We start from the raw sequence: 16,594 nt of genomic DNA, 5'->3' as shown, positions 1-16,594 counted from the left end.
GAGACTGAAATGGCCAAGCAAAACGAAGCCGCAGTACGCCGTGTCGTTACCGCGTCGCTGATCGGCGCCACGATCGAGTGGTACGACTTTTTCCTCTACGGTGTCGTGGCGGGCATCGTATTCAATAAGCTGTACTTCCCCACCGGCGACCCGCTGGTCTCGACCATGCTGGCCTACACGACATTCGCGGTCGGCTTCGTGACGCGGCCCCTGGGGGGCCTGATCTTCGGCCATTTCGGCGACCGCATCGGCCGCAAAAGCATGCTGGTCATGACGCTGATGATCATGGGCGTGTCCACGTTCCTGATCGGCCTGGTGCCCACCTACGACACCATCGGCGTCTGGGCGCCCATCCTGTTGCTGCTGCTGCGCGTGTTCCAGGGCATCGGCCTGGGCGGCGAATGGGGCGGCGCCGTGCTGATGGCCTATGAATACGCGCCGCCGGGCAAGAAAGGCTTCTATGCATCGTTGCCGCAGATCGGGCTGGCGATCGGCTTGTGCCTGGCCTCCGGCACCGTCGCGCTGCTGTCCACCTTGCTGACGGATGCGCAATTCATGGCCTGGGGCTGGCGCATCGCCTTCCTGGCGTCGGCCGCGATGGTGCTGGTGGGCATGTACATCCGGCTGAACATCAAGGAAACCCCGGAATTCACTGCCGTCAAGGAAAGCAACGCCGAAAGCCGCATCCCTTTTTTCGACATGCTCAAGCGCTACCCCGGCAATGTCTTCAAGGGCATGGGGGCCCGCTATATCGACGGCGTGTTCTTCAATGTGTTCGGCGTGTTCTCGATCTCGTACCTGACGCAGACGGTGCAGATCACCCGCACCGAGGCGTTGACGGGCGTGATGGCGGCAGCCCTGGTGATGTGCTTTTTCATCCCGTTCTTTGGTCGGCTGTCCGACCGCATCGGCCGCACGCGCGTCTATTTCTGGGGCTCGCTGATCACGGCCGCGGCCTCGTTCCCCGGGTTCTGGCTGATGCTGCATAGCGAAGGCAGCGTGATGCTGATCTGGCTGGCTATCATCATCCCCTTTGGCATCTTCTACGCAGCCATCTATGGGCCCGAGGCCGCCCTCTTCTGCGAGCTATTCGACGCCAAGGTGCGCTACACCGGCATCTCTTTCGTCTACCAGTTCTCGGGCATCTTCGCGTCCGGCATCACGCCCATCATCGCCACCGCGCTGCTCAAGACCGGTAATGGCCAGCCGTGGCTGATCTGCTTGTACGTGCTGTTCGCGGGATTGGTATCGGCGCTGTGCGCGTGGTTGATCGGGCGCGGCCGGCCGGCGGACGAACCCGTCAGCCATGCCGCGCCGCCGCTGGCCCGCCCCGGCCTGCGCAAGGCCTGAGGCGGCCCCGCGCCGACGGATCAAGCGCGCGGCGGCCACAGGCTCCGGGTCGCCGCAGCATCGCTGCCCCGCCGGTTCAACCGCGCCGGGGCTGCGCGAACCAGGCCTCGGCCAGCTTCACGAACGCGCTGGCGCCGATGGGCAACAGCGCGTCGTTGAAGTCATAACTGGTGTTGTGAACCAGGCACGGCCCCTCGCCATGGCCCAACTCACGATGGCCGCCGTCGCCGTTGCCGATGAAGCAGTAGCTGCCGGGCACGGCTTCCAGCATGAAGGAAAAGTCTTCCGCCGCCATGATGGGCGTCTGGGCCATCACCCGCTCGGCGCCGACCACCTGCGCCAGCGCCTCCCGCATGAAGGCCGTCTCGGCCTCGTGGTTGATGGTCGACGGATAGTGGCGGGTGAAGACGAAATCGCATTCCGCACCAAACATGGCGGCCACGTGCCGCGCCACCTCGCCCATGCGCCTCTCGATCAGATCCAGCGTTTCGGCCGTGTAGGCCCGCACCGTTCCTCCCAGTTCGCAGGTATCCGGAATGACGTTGACGGCCTCGCCCGCCCGCAGCGTGGTCACGGAAATGACGGCCGTCTCCAGCGGCTTCTTGTTGCGGCTGATGATGGTCTGGAAAGCCTCGATCATCTGGCCCGCCGCCGGGATCGGATCGACCGCCAGGTGCGGCATGGCCGCGTGGCCGCCCTTGCCGCGTATCGTCACGTGGAATTCGCTATTGGACGCCAGCACCGGGCCGGGCGACGACGCGAAACAGCCCTCCGGGATGCCTGGCATGTTGTGCATGCCGAACACGGCCTCCATGGGAAATTTCTCGAACAGGCCGTCGCGCATCATCTCGCGCGCGCCGCCGCCGCGTTCTTCGGCCGGCTGGAAGATCAGGTACACGGTGCCGTCGAAATTGCGATGCTGGGCCAGATACTGGGCAGCGCCCAACAACATGGCGGTGTGGCCGTCGTGCCCGCACGCGTGCATCACGCCCGCATGTTTGCTGGCATGCGCGAACTGGTTCGCCTCCTGCATCGGCAACGCGTCCATGTCGGCGCGCAACCCCAGCGTGCGCGACGAGGTGCCGTTGCGGATCACGCCCACCAGCCCGGTCTTGCCGAAACCACGGTGCAGCGGGATGCCCCAGCCCTCCAGCAGTTCGGCCACCCGTTGCGCCGTGCGGTTCTCTTCGAACGCCAGTTCAGGATGCGCATGGATATCACGCCGGATGTCGCGAATGGCGGGCGCGTGTTCAACAATCTCTTCAATCAGGTTCATGGCTGCGGGTTCGGCGCCGCGCACGGCGCCGTTGATTCCAGGTTCGAGGAAAAAGGGAAAGAGGAAAGGTCAATCGGGCTTGATGCCCAGCTTGCGCAGCACGGGGCCGGACGCCTTGCGCTCATCGGCGACGCGCTGCGCGAAGGCGGCCGCGTCCAGATGGTACGGCAGCGAGCCGTGACTGGCGTACATCTGCCGCATGGCGCCGTCCTGCTGCGCGCGGCCGATCTGGGCGTTCAGGCGTTGGACGATAGCGTCGGGCGTGCCGGCGCGCGCCGCCACCCCCAGCCACACCGCGCCTTCGAAGCCGCGGAAGTCCTGCTGCGCCAGCGTCGGCGCGCGGCCGAAGGCCGCATCGGGCACGGCATCGCTGATGGCCAGCACGCGCAGGCGCCCTTCCTTGACCATGGGCTCGACCAACGCGGTACCGCCGAAGTACATCTGCGTGTCGCCCGCCAGCACCGAATTCAGCGCGCCGGTGCCCGTCTTGAACGGCACGTGCATGATGTCGACGCCCGCCTGTTCGCGCAGCATTTCAAACAGCACGTGGGGCGGGCTGCCATTGCCCGAAGACGCATAGTTCAACCGGCCCGGCTGCTGGCGGGCCAGCCCGAACAACTGCGCCAACGACTGCGCGGGCACCTTGTCGTTGACCGTCAGCGCCATCGGGATGACGGCCAGCGGGCTGACCGGCACCACGTCGCGGACGGGGTCATACGTCAGCGCGGGAAATATGTAGGGGTTCCACACCAGGTGGGCGTTGGTGACCAGCGCCAGCGTGTACCCGTCGGGCGGTGCCGACTTAAGCTGCTGCATGGCCAGCAGGCCGCCGGCGCCAGGCTTGTTCTCGACGACGACAGGCTGCCCAAAGGCGTGATGCAGCCGCTCGGCCAACGGCCGCGCGAACAGGTCGGGCAAGCTGCCCGGGCCGCCGTTGACCACGATGGTTATCGGCCGCGCAGGCCAATCCGCCGCCTGGGCCGGCGTGCCTGCCGCCAAAGCGGCGCAGGCGACCAGGCCGGCCCACACCCACTGCAAGCCACGGCGCGGCGTGCCGAAACACACCGCCCGCATCCGCCCCGCACGCGGCGACGCCGCGCGGGATAACTGCCGGCAGGGCCGGCTGTCGCATGGACGTATCACTGCTTGTCTCCTCGTGCGCCTGCCGCCGGCGCAAGGCCAGGAAGTGGCAGCCGGCTATCTGGCAGCGCTTTTTTTCTACGATAAGCAGCACAAATCTCGACGTCAACTATTTTTATCGAGATTTATGGAAAATGGGGCTACATCATCCCTTCCCCGCCCCGTCCGCCGCAGGCGCTGCGCCCCGCTCCGCCGCCTGTTCCGCAGGCCGCGCCCCCGGCCATCCCCCGCCCAGCGCCTTGAACAAGGTCGCCAACGCGATCTGGCGCTGGGTGCTGACCTCGATGTAGCTCAACTGGTCGGTGAATGCGCTGCGTTGGGCGTCCAGGTAGCGCAGGTGGCTGTCCACGCCGCCGCGGTAGCGGGCTTCGGACAGGCGCATGGCTTCCTGGCTGGATTCGGCCAGCGCGCGGCGCGACGCCTCTTCGCGCCGAAGCGTATCGGTCGCGGCAAGCGCATCGGCCACTTCCTTGAACGCCGTCTGGATGGTCTTTTCATACGCCGCCACCGCGATGTCCTTGCGCACGTGCGACAAGTCCAGGTTGGCGGTGTTGCGTCCGCCCGCGAAGATCGGCAGCGTGATCTGTGGCGCGAAGGACCAGGCGCGCTGCCCCCCGTCGAACAGGTTGGACAGGTCGGCGCTGGAAGAGCCGAACAGGCCGGTCAGCGAAATGCTGGGAAAGAACGCCGCGCGGGCCGCACCGATGCTGGCGTTGCGCGACTGCAGCTGGTGTTCGGCAGCCAGGATGTCTGGCCGGCGTTCCAGCAGTTCGGACGGCGCGCCCGCCGCGATTTCCTGCAGCAGCACGGGTGACGCCGCCAGGTCCCGAGGCAGGTACGGGCCCAGGTCGTTGACGCCCACCAGCAGCGCCAGCGCGTTGCCCGCCTGGCGCACCTCCCGGTCCATTCGTTCCAGCTCCGCCCGCGCCTGCTCGGCCAAGCCCAGCGCTTCCTGGTAGTCCAGCGCCGTGGCCGCCCCGGCCTGACGCCGTTTGACGATCAGTTCAAGCGACGATTCGCGGCTGGCCAGCGTCTGGCGCGTAACTTGAAGACGGCGCTGCGCGCTGTCGCGGGTCAGATACGCCTGGATCACCTCGGCGACCAGGCTGATCCGGGTGCCATGGGCGGTTTCTTCGGTGGCCAGGTATTCCTGGAGCGCGGCGTCCGACAGGCTGCGCACGCGCCCGAACAGGTCGATCTCGAACGCCGTCAGCCCGATCCCTGCCTGATAGGTGCTTTGCACGCCAGCGCTGCCCGTGCTGCTCAAGTCGCCCGGCACCCGTTGGCGCGTACCGCTGCCCTGGGCGTTGAATCCCGGCAAGCGGTCCGCGCGCTCGATCCGGTACTGCGCCCGCGCCGCTTCGATGTTCAACACGGCCTGGCGCAAGTCCCGATTGTTTTCAAGCGCCAGCGCCACCAACTGGCGCAGCGGCGCATCGGTCACGAACGACTGCCAGTCCAGCGTGGTGGCCGCCGACGGCCCGGCGGGCGCGGCCGATTGATTCAACGACGCCGGATACTGCGCCGGGATGGGCGCGTCAGGCCGTTGATGGACCGGCGCCAGCGAACATCCCGCCAGCGCGGCGCTCAGGGTCAGGGCGCCAAGGCGCAAAGGGAAATAGGTTTGCATCATGAGTGTCATTCCTGGGCCGTGCGCGGGGACGGCAAGACGTCGGATGCGGGCTGGCCGCCCTGCTTCGACACCCGCGACAGCACCCACACGAAAAAGATGGGCACGAAGATCACGCCCAGCAACGTGGCGGTCAGCATGCCGCCAATCACCCCGACGCCCAGCGCGCGCTGGCTAGCCGCGCCCGCGCCACTGGCCAACGCCAACGGCACCACCCCCAGGATGAACGCCAGCGACGTCATCACGATGGGCCGGAAGCGCAGCTTGGCGGCCTGGATGGCGGAGTCCATCAGTGAATGGCCTTGTTCGCGCAGGCTCTTGGCGAACTCCACGATCAGGATCGCGTTCTTGGCAGCCAGGCCGATGATGGTGATCAGGCCGACCTTGAAATACACATCATTCGACATACCCAGCACCGTCACCGCCAGAACCGAACCCAGCGCGCCGATCGGCACGATCAGCATGACCGACGCGGGAATGGCCCAGCTTTCATACAGCGCGACCATCAGCAGGAACACGACCAGGAAGGCCAGCGCGAACAACATCGGCGCCTGGGCTCCCGCGAACTTTTCCTGATAGGACAAGCCCGTCCATTCATAGCCGATGCCGCTGGGCAGCTCCGACACGATGCGCTCGATTTCAGCCATCGCTTCACCGGTACTGCTTCCGGGCATGGCGTCGCCCGCGATCTTGAACGCCGGATAGCCGTTGTAGCGCGAGATCTGCACGGGCCCGGTCTCCCAGCCCGTCTGCACGAAGGCGCTTAGCGGCACCATCCCGCCCGACTTGTTGCGCACGTTCAACATCAGGATGCTCTCGGGCGTCATGCGGTCGCGCACGTCCGCCTGCACCACCACCCGCTGCAAGCGCCCGGCGTTGGCGAAGTCGTTGATGGTGGCCGACCCGTAGGCCGACGAGATCGCCGTGCTGATGGTGTCGAAGCCGATGCCCAGCGCTTCCGCCTTCTGGCGGTCGATGTCCAGGCGCAACTGCGGCGCGTCGGCCAGCCCTTCCATCATGGCGTAGGCGATCATCGGCGAGCTGTTGGCCTTGGCCAGCAACTGGTTGCGGGCGTCCGTGAGGGCCGCGCGCCCGAGGCCGCCGCGGTCCTGCAAACGCAGTGCAAAGCCGCCTGAGTTGCCCAGACCCTCGATGGGCGGCGGGTTGACCGCCATGACCGTGCCGTCATCGATGGCGGCAAACCGCGCGTTCACGCTATTGGCCACGTCGGTGGCGGCCTGGCCCTTGCCGCGCTCGGACCAGTCCTTCAGCGACGGGAAGGCGATGCCCGCATTCTGGCCCGTGCCCGAAAAACTGAAGCCCATCACCGTGAAAGCGTCGCCCATGGCATCCAGCGACATCAGGTGCTGCTCAACATCGGCCACGACCTTGTCGGTGCGGGTATGGGTGGCGCCCGGCGGCAACTGCATGTCGACGATGACATAGCCCTGGTCTTCAGGCGGCACGAAGGACTCCGGCACGCGCACGTACAGCACGGCCAGCACCGCCACGATCGCCACGTAGATCACCATGTAGCGTCCGGTGCGCTTGACCAGCCGCGAATTCAGCGCCTCGAAGCGCGTGGTCAGGTGGTTGAAGCGACGATTGAACCAGCCGAAAAAGCCTTTCTTTTCATCATGGTGCCCCTTGGGAATGGGCTTGAGGAACGTGGCGCACAGCGCCGGCGTGAAGGTCAGCGCCAGGAAGCCCGAGAACAGGATCGACACCGCCAGCGACAGCGAAAACTGCTGATAGATAACGCCGACCGAACCGCTCATGAACGCCAGCGGCAGGAACACGGCGGCCAGCACCAGCGTGATGCCGACGATGGCGCCCGACACCTGCTCCATCGCCTTGATGGTCGCTTCGCGCGGCGGCAGGCCCTCTTCGGCCATGATGCGTTCCACGTTTTCGACCACCACGATCGCGTCGTCCACCAGGATGCCGATTGCCAGCACCATGCCGAACATCGTCATCATGTTCACCGAGAAACCCAGCACCGACATCACCGCGAAGGTGCCCAACAGGCACACCGGCACCACGATCGTCGGGATCAGCGTATAGCGGATGTTCTGCAGGAACAGGAACATCACCAGGAAGACCAGCACCATTGCCTCGAGCAAGGTGTGCACCACCTTTTCGATTGCCACGCTGACGAAGCGCGACGTGTCGAACGGCACCGAAAACGCAACGTCTTCCGGGAACGAGGCCGACAGCTCCTGCAAGCGCGCCTTCACGGCCTTGACCGTATCGATCGCGTTGGCGCCCGGGGCCAGCTGTACGGCGGCGCCGACCGACTTCTTGCCGTTCAGGCGCGTTTCGAAGTCGTAGCTCTGGCGGCCCACTTCCAGCCGCGCCACATCAGCCAAGTGGACGGAAGAGCCGTCGGCATTGGCGCGCAGCACGATCCGGCCAAATTCTTCCGGCGAATCCAGCATGCCCTTCACGGCCAGCGTGGCCGTCAGTTCCTGTTCGGGCGAACCGGGGCGGCTGCCGAAACTGCCGGCGGGCACCTGCACGTTCTGTGCGGCAATGGCGGCGTTGACATCGGCCACCGACAGGCCCAGGCCCAGCAGCTTTTGCGGATCGATCCAGACTCGCATGGCCGCTTCGGCCCCGAAGAACTGCACCTTGCCCACGCCGTCGACGCGGCGGATCTCGTTGTTGATGTTGCGCGCCGCGTAGTCGGACAGGCCCACTACGTCCTTGTGCGCGTCATCGCCCTTGTAGGTCAGGGCGTAGATCATCAGGAAGTTGGAGCTGGCCTGCTCGACTTGCAGCCCCTGCTGCGTCACGGCGGACGGCAGGCGCGCTTCCGCCTTCTTGATGCGGTTCTGCACGTCCACCTGGGCCAGGTCGGGGTCCGTGCCGGGTTCGAACGTGACGGTGATTTCCGCGCTGCCACTCGAGCTGCTGGACGACTCGTAATACAGCATGTGCTTGGCGCCGTTCAATTCCTCCTCGATGACGCTCGTCACCGAATCGACCAGCACCGATGCGGATGCGCCCGGATAGACGGCAGAGATCGTCACCTGGGGCGGCGCCACCACCGGAAACTGCGACACCGGCAGCGACGGGATCGCCAGCAGGCCCGCCAGCGAAATGAAGATGGCCACCACCCACGCGAAATTGGGGCGGCCAATGAAAAACTTGGACATGATCTATCCTTGGGAATGCATGCAGGGCACGGGCTGCCGGTCAGTTCGCAACCGGGGCCGCGGCCTCGGTGGCGGCGGCGACCTTCGGCTGCGCCGCTGGCGTCACGCTGACTTTCTGGCCAGGCACGGCGGCGTTGACGCCGCCCACGATGACGCGGTCGCCGGCGCTCAGGCCATCGACGATGTGCCAATCGCTGCCGCGCATCGTGCCGGTTTGCACCAGACGCGATTCCACGACCTCGTCCTTGCCCACCACCATGACCTGCGGCTTGCCATCGGTGCTGCGCAACACCGCGCGCTGCGGCACCAGGATGGCTTCGGGGTCCACGCCTTGCCGCGTCTGCACGCGCACATACATGCCGGGCAGCAGCAGCACATCGGGGTTGGCGAATTCGCCGCGCACGGACACCTGCCCCGTGCCGCGGTCGACCGCAATGTCGGAAAACAGCAGACGGCCGCTGCGACGCTGGTCGGTGCCGTCGATGGTGATGGAGATATTGGCGCCCTCGCCCTGCCCCAGGCTGCCATCCTGCAACGCGGCGCGCATGCGCAGCATGTCCGCCACGGGCTGGGTGAAGTCCACGTAGACAGGGTCCAACTGCTGGATCTTGGCCATGACCGTGGCCTCGTTCTGGCCCACCAGCGCGCCCTCGGTGACCTGGGCCCGGCCGATGCGGCCCGAAATCGGCGCCTTGACCGTGGCGTAGTCCAAGTTCAATTGCGCGGTTTCCACATCCGCCTGCGCGGACCGGCGCGCGGCCAGGGCGCTCTTTAGCGTGGTGGTGGCAGTATCGAAATCCTGCTGGCTGACGGCCTCGATCTTGACGAGCGGCGTGTAGCGTTTGACGATGGCCTGCGCATCCGACACGGCGGCATCCGCCTTGGCCAGGTCTCCCAGGGCACGCGACAACGCCGCCTTGAATGGCGCCGGATCGATGCGGAACAGCACGTCGCCCGCCTTCACGTCGGCGCCTTCCTCGAAATTGCGGCTAAGCACGATGCCCGCGACGCGGGCGCGAACTTCGGCCACGCGCATCGGTTCTACCCGCCCCGGCAGCGCGCTGGTAAGCGCGTAGCGCTCGGGTTGTACCGACAGCACTTGCACCGGGCGCGGCGCCGACGCCTGCGAATGCGCATCCTGGTCTCCGCCGCATCCCGCCAATGCGATGGACGCCAACAACGCTGTCAGGGGCCACTGCCACCTGGTTTGATTCTTCATCATCGATACCCCCCGCCCGCGGCGACCTGAATTCAATAAGCCGCTGATGGTACCTTGGAGTTCATTTTGAATCAATAATGATTCATATGATTCTGTGAAGTTCGTTGCACTGGACTTAACAAGTTTTTACTTGCCAATTCAGCCAGAATTTGTACAAAGTGAATCGCCCGTGATTCAATAGCGCCTATCAAGTTCGAGACAAGAACAGGGACGGAACATGTCTGACGAGGCGGGGCACGAGAAGCTACTAGTGGCGTTGGCCATGGCAATGGTCGACCAGCCGCGGGCCACCTTGCAGGAACTGGCGAAGGCAGTCGGCGTCAGCAAGGCGACGCTGTACCGGTTCTGTCAGACGCGGGACCAACTGGTCCTGCGCTTGACGACCCATTGCGCTCATGTGATGAAGAAGGCGCTGGCGGACTCGCATCTGGACACGGCCCCCCCGCGCGAGGCGTTGCGGAACCTGATTCATCAGAACCTGGCTCACAAGGAATTGACGGCTTTCCTGATGTACAACTGGAAGCCCGATAACGAGCAGCAACCCGACATCATGAACAGCTGGTCGGGTTACCTGGAATCCATGGATGCGTTCTTCCTGCGCGGACAGCGTGAAGGCGCCTTCCGCGTGGACATCACGGCGGCGGCGCTGGCGGAAATGTTCTTCGGGGTGTTGACCAGCATGATGGACGCCGAACGACGCGGACGCGTCGCCCGGCTAGGCATCGCCACCGCGGTCGAACAGATGATGCTGCACGGTATCGCAGCAGAACCGGTCCGCGCCTCGGCCTGAGGCGCGCCCCGGAAACCCGGGCGCGAGCCGTTATGCAACTGCCACGGGCCGCCCGTGGAACGGGTAGTTGGGGTCGTTGTAGCCGTGCGTGGACGCATGGCCCGGCGTCACCCAGCCGTCCACGACGGCTTCGTCTTCGGCCGTGATCGTCACGTCCAGCGCGGCGTAGTAGTCGTCCATCTGCGCCAGCGTGCGCGGGCCCGCGATCACGCTCGTAATGACCGGATTGGCCAACACCCAGGCCGTGGCGAAATGGCCCGGCTGCACGCCCCGCGCCGCGCTGTGCCGCACCAGCTGTTGCGCGATCTGCAGCGATTCTTCGCGAAACTCCGTGGCCAGGATGCGGCGGTCGCCGCGCCCGGCGCGGGTGTCGGCGGCAGGCGCCTGGCCGGGCAGATACTTGCCCGTCAGCACGCCCCGCGCGATGGGGCTGTACGGCACCACGCCCAGACCGTAATGCTTGCAGGCCGGCAGGATTTCCACCTCGGGTCCGCGGTTCAGCATGTTGTAGTAAGGCTGGCACACCACGGGTTGCGGCACGCCCATCTTTTCGCACAGGCGCATGACTTCGGCGATGCGCCAGCCGCGGAAATTGGACAAGCCGAAGCTGCGCAGCTTGCCCGACCGGATCAGGTCGCCCAGCGCCCACAGCGCCTCTTCGAGATTTTCCTCGTGGTAGTCGCGGTGCAGGTACAGGATGTCCATGAAATCCGTGCCCAGGCGCGACAGGCTTTGTTCCACCCCACGCATCAGCCACTGGCGCGAGTAGTGCGCCTGGTTCGGCCCCTTGCCCACCGGGTTGCCGATCTTGCTGGCCAGCACCCAGTCGTGGCGCTGCCCTTGCAGCAGCTTGGCCACGACTTGTTCCGAACGGCCTTCGTTGTAGACGTCGGCCGTATCGATGAAATTCAAGCCATGGTCGCGCGCCGACGCGACAATGCGCGCCGCCTCGTCGTCAGGCGTCTGTTCTCCGAACATCATGGTGCCCAGGCATAGCGGCGACACGCGCAGATTGCTGGTTCCCAGTCGGCGGTAGTTCATGGCATCGTTCCTTGGTCGGTGAGAGCTCAGAATGTTACGCCTGTGGCGCGTCCACCGCTGCAAGGATCTTGCCGAACAAGGCATCCGCATGGGCCGAATTCAGCCAGCGCACGATCACCACCATCTTGCGTTCCGGTTCCACCCACGTGAACGAGCTGCCCGCGCCCACGCCGAAAAAGCTGGTGGCCGGCACGCTGGGAAACACGCGGCCTTCGTGGTTGAGCCAGATCAGGTAGCCGTAGTACGGCGCGATGGCGCACGGCGTGCGCATGGCTTGAATCCACTCGCGCGACAGGATCTGTTTGCCGTTGGCCTGGCCGTCGTCAAGCAGCATCTGGCCGATCAACGCCTGGTCCCGCGCGCTGATGGACATGCCGCCGCCCCAGTGCGAGCCGCCGGGAACCGACGGCATGCGCTGGCCGTCGATCTCGACCCAGGCGGTGTCGTAACCCACCCATTGCCAGTTTTCGCTGGCGCCGATGGGGCGCGTGACGGCTTCGCGAAACACGTCCGACAGCGGCTTGCGGAACAAGTGCAGCAACGCGTAGGACAACTGGTTGATGCGCACGTCGTTGTATTCCCAGTACGTGCCGGGGCGCTGCAACGGACGTGCGTCGCCCTTCTTGCCGTCGGGCGGCACGCCGAACGTGACGGCGCGATAGCGATCCGCCTGGTCCGACACGCCGAAGCGCTCGCCTTCCCATTCGCTCGTCTGCTGCAACAGGTGACGCCAGGTGATGTCGGCGTTCTGGCCGTCATCAAAGCCGATGCCGGGCACCCGCTTGCCCACGGGCTCGTCGACATCGGGCAGCAGGCCCCGGTCGTGCGCCACACCCGCCAATATCGCCAGATATAGCTTGGCGACGCTGAAGGTCAGGTCGGCGCGATCGGGTTCGCCCCAGGACGCGACCGTCTTGCCGTCAACCACCACCACGCCCGACACCGGCCCACGGTCATGGATCGGGCCCAGCAGGCGGTTCCAGGGCGGCGGATCGTTCAGGTGCACGCCGAAATTGCCGTTGACGCTGCGGTCCCAGGTGGATTCGTGTTCATTGGCGAATTGGATCGCCTGCTGCATAAGCGCGTTCATCGTTTCCCTCGTTATTGTGGTGGGTCAGGCCGTGGCGCCCTGGGGCGTCCTGGCCAGGAATTCCATCGCGGCCTGCAGCCCGCCGGCGCGGTGCGGCACGCCAGCGGCCGCCAGGCCCATCTCGACCCCGGCCAGCGTGCCGCACAGGGTCAGGTCATTGAAATGGCCCAGGTGCCCGATGCGAAAGACGCGGTCGGTCAATTTGCCCAGCCCCTGCCCCAGCGACATGTCGAAGCGGTCCAGGATGACCTTGCGCAACGCATCCGCGCCATGGCCTTGCGGCATCAGCACGGCGGTCAGCGCGGGACTGTGCGCCGACGGTTCCAGGCTAAGCAGTTCCAGCCCCCAGCCCGCCACGGCCAGGCGCGTGGCGCGCGCATGGCGTTCGTGCCGGGCGAACACGCGCGGCAACCCCTCGGCTTGCAGCATGGCCAGCGCTTCGTGCAGCCCGTACAGCAGGTTGGTCGACGGCGTGTAGGGAAAATAACCGTTGGCGTTGGCCGCCAGCATGTCGCGCCAGTCCCAGTAGGCGCGCGGCAGGCGCGCCGTGTCGGCAGCGGCCAGCGCCCGTGCACTGACCGCGTTGAACGCCAGGCCCGGCGGCAGCATCAGGCCCTTCTGCGAGCCGGCCACCGTCACGTCCACCCCCCATTCGTCGTGCCGGTAGTCGACCGACCCCAGCGACGAAATCGTGTCCACCATCAATAACGCGGGATGCGACGCGCCGTCGATGGCGGCGCGCACGGCGGCGATGTCGCTGGTGACGCCGGTCGAGGTCTCGTTATGCACGACGCACACGGCCTTGATGCGGTGCTCCGCGTCCGCGGCAAGGCGCGCGCCAATCACGGCGGGATCCACCGGATGCCGCCAGTCGCCTTCCACGTAGTCCACCTCCAGCCCCAGACGTCCCGCCAGCTTCTTCCACAGGCTGGCGAAATGGCCGGTTTCCACCATCAGCACACGGTCGCCGGGCGACAGCGTGTTGACCAGCGCCGCTTCCCATGCCCCGGTGCCCGACGACGGGAAGATGATCACGGGGGACTGCGTCTGGAAGACCTGCTTGATGCCGGCCAGCACCGCCAGCCCCAGCTCCCCGAACGCCGGCCCGCGATGGTCGATGGTGGGCTGGTCGATAGCGCGCAGCACGCGGTCGGGCACATTCGTCGGCCCCGGAATCTGCAGAAAATGCCGGCCGGACGGATGGGAGTTCAGGGTAATCATGCGTAGCCCCAGAGTGGAATTTTTTGTATACCAACGAAAGACGCGCGACAGGCGAACGATGTTTGCCGCGCAGGCAGACTTGCGGCATGCGCCACTCTATCCCATTGTTTTTACATCGATAACCTAGGGTATACACCCATGATTGATCCGCTTGCCGCAGGTTTATAGTCTAGAAAAATACGGGGAAAAGTTGGTATACAAATGAGCAGCAATCCTAGCCTGATGCCGAATCTGGCCGGGCCGGCGCATGCGGGTTCCGCCGATGCTGGCGCGACGCCGACCGCCGTGGCCCCGCGCCCGGCGGCGCGCGCCGCCGGCAACGGCCGCACCCTGCCCGGCGCGGTGGCAGGCCAGCTGCGCGAACGCATCATCCAGGGCGAATTTCCGCCCGGCTCCCGTCTGAACGAACGCGCGCTGTGCGACCTGCTTGGCGTGTCGCGCACCCCGATGCGCGAAGCGTTCCGGGTGCTGGCCGCCGAGGGGCTGGTCCAGATCGAGCCGAACCGGGGCGCCCAGGTGGTGGCGCTGTCCGAGGCGAATATCCGCGAAGCCTTCGAGGTTATCGGCGGACTGGAAGCCATGTCATGCCGGCTGGCCTGCGAACGGGCGACCGATGTCGAAATTGCGGAAATCCGCGCGCTGACCTACGAAATGATGGCCAGCCACGCCCGCCACGACCTGCCCACGTACTTCCGCACCAACCGCGAAATCCACGAACGCATCAGCCTGGCCTCGCACAACAGCCTGCTCAAGCAGCTGTACGACGCCCAGAACGCTCGTGTGCAGAACCTGCGCTTTGTGTCGAACGAAAACCGCCAGAAATGGGATCTGGCGATGCGGGAACACATCGAAATGGCCGACGCCCTGAACGCGCGCGACGCGGACCGGCTGGCGGGCATCATGCGGCAGCACTTGCAGCGCAAGTGCGAGGCCGCGCTGAAGACGTTGAACGCAGGGCAGGCCCCCGCGACCGCGCAGTCGTCCGATTCCGGTTGAAGCGATTCCCGGCGCACGGACGATAACGATAAGAACCAGGGTGGCGCGGCCCGGAGCGAGATGATGGATACGCAGTACATGTAGTGCCTTCCAGAGGAGCCTTCACCATGGCTGATTGTCGCTTCACACCCGTCTCACCCTTGCCGTTCCGCCGCACCCCTGCCCTTCGCGCGCTGGCCGCCGCCTTGCTGGCCTGCGCCACGCTTGCCTCCCAGCCCGCGCTGGCCGGCAAGAAGGACGACACCCTGCGCATGGCTTACGACCAGGCGCCGGAAAGCGTGGACCCGTATTTCAACAACGTGCGGATCGGCGTCATCATCGCCGCCAACGTCTGGGACACGCTGCTGTACCGCGATCCCGTCACCAACGAGTACAAGGGCCAGTTGGCCAAGAGCTGGAAGCAGGTCGACGACAAGACGATGGAATTCGAGCTGCGCGAAGGCGTGAAATTCCATAACGGCGAGGAATTCGACGCGGACTCGGTCGTGTACACGCTGAACTACGTGGCCGATCCCAAGAACAAGGCCGTCACGCAGCAAAACGTGGCCTGGATCGACAAGGTCGAGAAGATCGACAAGTACAAGGTGCGCCTGACCACCAAGGAGCCCTTCCCCGGCGCCAAGGAATACCTGTCGACCACCGCCGCCATCCATCCGGCCAAGTATTACCAGGAAGTCGGCCCCAAGGGCATGAACGCCAAGCCGGTGGGCTCGGGCCCCTACAAGGTCACCGACTACCAGCCCGGCAAGTCGATCACGCTGGAGCGCAACGCCGACTACTTCAAGGACTCGCCGAAGGCGCAGCCGAAGATCGGCCGCGTGGTCATTCGCTTCATCCCCGACCGCCAGACCCAGATGGCCGAAGTGATCTCGGGCGGCGAAGACCTGATCATGAGCGTGCCCAAGGACCAGGCGGAACAACTGGGCCAGATGCCCAACCTGCAGATGGTCACGGGCAACACGATGCGCATCGTGTTCATGCAGATGAACATCCAGGACGGCACGCCTGCGCCCCAGCTCAAGGATGAACGCGTCCGCAAAGCCATCATCCACGCGATCGACCGCGACGCCATGCTGAAGAACATCGTGGGCGAAGGCGGCGGGCTGATCAACACCATCTGCACGCCGTCGCAAGTGGGCTGCACGCAGGACGGCGCGCCCACCTACAAGTACGACCCGGCGCTGGCCAAGAAGCTGCTGGCCGACGCCGGTTATGCCAATGGCTTCGACATCGACATCGTGGCGTACCGAGAGCGCAACCAGACCGAAGCCATCATCAACTACCTGCAGGCGGTGGGCATCCGCGCCAAGCTGAACTACCTGCAGTACGCCGCCATGCGCGACATGATCCGCGCCAACAAGGCATCGCTGACTCACCAGACCTGGGGCTCCAACCTGGTCAACGACGTCTCGGCGTCCACGCCGGTGTACTTCGCCTTCGGCAACGACGACGTCACGCGCGACCCGAAGGTGCGCGACTTGCTCAACAAGGGCGACCACACGATCGACCCCGCCCCGCGCAAGGCCGCCTACAAAGAGGCGCTGGACCTGATCGCGCAGAAGGCCTACGCGGTGCCGCTATGGACGCTGCCCGCCTACTACGTCGCCACCAAGGACGTGAACTTCAAGCCCTACTCGGACGAGCTCGTGCGCTTCTGGGACATGAGCTGGAAGTAACGCAGGG

Annotated in this window: 12 protein-coding genes; 4 read left to right on the top strand and 8 right to left on the bottom strand. The window is 65.6% G+C overall.

The window, feature by feature from the left end:
- Window positions 1–9 precede the first annotated feature (9 nt).
- Window positions 10–1,350 (top strand): MFS transporter, encoded by a 1,341-nt coding sequence (locus CQ050_RS10650; RefSeq protein ID WP_105556791.1) that lies wholly within the window; start codon window positions 10–12, stop codon window positions 1,348–1,350.
- Window positions 1,351–1,426: 76 nt separating this feature from the next.
- On the opposite strand, the gene CQ050_RS10645 is transcribed toward CQ050_RS10650, so the two are convergent.
- The 5 genes from CQ050_RS10645 to CQ050_RS10625 all read right to left on the bottom strand — a co-directional run bounded on the left by CQ050_RS10645 (window position 1,427) and on the right by CQ050_RS10625 (window position 9,776).
- Window positions 1,427–2,626: a M20 aminoacylase family protein gene (locus CQ050_RS10645; RefSeq protein WP_105556790.1), complete on the bottom strand. Its 1,200-nt coding sequence runs from the start codon at window positions 2,624–2,626 to the stop codon at window positions 1,427–1,429.
- A gap of 69 nt (window positions 2,627–2,695) precedes the next feature.
- Window positions 2,696–3,769 carry a tripartite tricarboxylate transporter substrate binding protein gene (locus tag CQ050_RS10640; protein ID WP_233213947.1) on the bottom strand — a complete coding sequence of 358 codons (1,074 nt, stop codon included), beginning with the start codon at window positions 3,767–3,769 and terminating at the stop codon, window positions 2,696–2,698.
- 142 nt (window positions 3,770–3,911) lie between these two features.
- A complete protein-coding gene (locus tag CQ050_RS10635) occupies window positions 3,912–5,399 on the bottom strand; it encodes an efflux transporter outer membrane subunit (RefSeq protein WP_105556789.1) in 1,488 nt (495 codons plus the stop codon).
- 5 nt (window positions 5,400–5,404) lie between these two features.
- Window positions 5,405–8,554: an efflux RND transporter permease subunit gene (locus tag CQ050_RS10630; protein WP_105556788.1), complete on the bottom strand. Its 3,150-nt coding sequence runs from the start codon at window positions 8,552–8,554 to the stop codon at window positions 5,405–5,407.
- A 40-nt stretch (window positions 8,555–8,594) separates the two neighbouring features.
- Entirely contained in the window at window positions 8,595–9,776 is a 1,182-nt protein-coding gene (locus tag CQ050_RS10625) for an efflux RND transporter periplasmic adaptor subunit (RefSeq protein ID WP_369868268.1), read from the bottom strand.
- 214 nt (window positions 9,777–9,990) lie between these two features.
- Here CQ050_RS10625 and CQ050_RS10620 point away from each other — a divergent pair, with 214 nt between their 5' ends.
- Entirely contained in the window at window positions 9,991–10,563 is a 573-nt protein-coding gene (locus CQ050_RS10620; protein WP_105556787.1) for a TetR/AcrR family transcriptional regulator, read from the top strand.
- Window positions 10,564–10,593: 30 nt separating this feature from the next.
- Here the strand turns inward: CQ050_RS10620 and CQ050_RS10615 are convergent, their stop codons facing one another.
- The 3 genes from CQ050_RS10615 to CQ050_RS10605 are packed head-to-tail and all read right to left on the bottom strand — an operon-like array spanning window position 10,594 to window position 13,915.
- Window positions 10,594–11,604, bottom strand: coding sequence for an aldo/keto reductase (locus tag CQ050_RS10615; protein WP_105556786.1), 1,011 nt, complete (start codon window positions 11,602–11,604; stop codon window positions 10,594–10,596).
- Window positions 11,605–11,638: 34 nt separating this feature from the next.
- Window positions 11,639–12,694, bottom strand: a complete 1,056-nt coding sequence (locus CQ050_RS10610; RefSeq protein ID WP_199196781.1) for a serine hydrolase — start codon at window positions 12,692–12,694, stop codon at window positions 11,639–11,641.
- Window positions 12,695–12,718: 24 nt separating this feature from the next.
- Window positions 12,719–13,915 carry an alanine--glyoxylate aminotransferase family protein gene (locus tag CQ050_RS10605; protein ID WP_105556784.1) on the bottom strand — a complete coding sequence of 399 codons (1,197 nt, stop codon included), beginning with the start codon at window positions 13,913–13,915 and terminating at the stop codon, window positions 12,719–12,721.
- A 201-nt stretch (window positions 13,916–14,116) separates the two neighbouring features.
- Between CQ050_RS10605 and CQ050_RS10600 the strand changes: the two genes are divergently transcribed.
- Both CQ050_RS10600 and CQ050_RS10595 read left to right on the top strand, forming a co-directional pair.
- Complete coding sequence (locus tag CQ050_RS10600) at window positions 14,117–14,911, top strand: GntR family transcriptional regulator (protein WP_233213946.1); 795 nt, start codon at window positions 14,117–14,119, stop codon at window positions 14,909–14,911.
- Window positions 14,912–15,018: 107 nt separating this feature from the next.
- The gene (locus CQ050_RS10595) at window positions 15,019–16,587 is read left to right on the top strand and encodes an ABC transporter substrate-binding protein (protein ID WP_105556783.1); all 1,569 of its coding nucleotides are present in this window, start codon (window positions 15,019–15,021) and stop codon (window positions 16,585–16,587) included.
- Window positions 16,588–16,594: the final 7 nt, after the last annotated feature.

This window comes from Achromobacter sp. MYb9, from assembly GCF_002975275.1.
GTDB lineage: Bacteria > Pseudomonadota > Gammaproteobacteria > Burkholderiales > Burkholderiaceae_B > Achromobacter.
The sequence above is the reverse complement of the archived record's forward strand: the minus strand, read 5'-3'. Positions and strand labels throughout refer to the sequence as shown.